Source organism: Pseudomonas onubensis (genome assembly GCF_965653655.1).
Taxonomy (GTDB): Bacteria; Pseudomonadota; Gammaproteobacteria; order Pseudomonadales; family Pseudomonadaceae; genus Aquipseudomonas.
The window spans coordinates 1-255 of record NZ_CBFHAZ010000361.1; the positions used below are offsets into that span (position 1 = coordinate 1).

Here is a 255-nt window from a genome sequence, read left to right on the forward strand (position 1 = left end):
CAAAACGTTGTAAGCCAGCACCGCCGAAGCAAAGCCCAGTAGAGCTGCTTTGGGACTGCCAAGGCTTTTAATTTCACTTTCCAGCGCCGACTCAAGGCGTTGGAACATCCCTTCAATATTCCAGCGGCGACGATATAAATCAGCTATTTGGCAAGCACTGACAGTGTCTGGCAGGTTGCTCCAAAACCACATTACCAAATCACCTGAGTCATTCGCCGTTTGCAGGCTCAACTCAACACGCCGCCAGCGGCGACC

Annotated in this window: 1 protein-coding gene; it reads right to left on the minus strand. The window is 52.2% G+C overall.

Annotation, left to right across the window (positions count from 1 at the left end):
- Positions 1-255: transposase (locus ACTD9P_RS30335; RefSeq protein WP_438870527.1), on the minus strand; the 255-nt coding region annotated here is incomplete at both ends.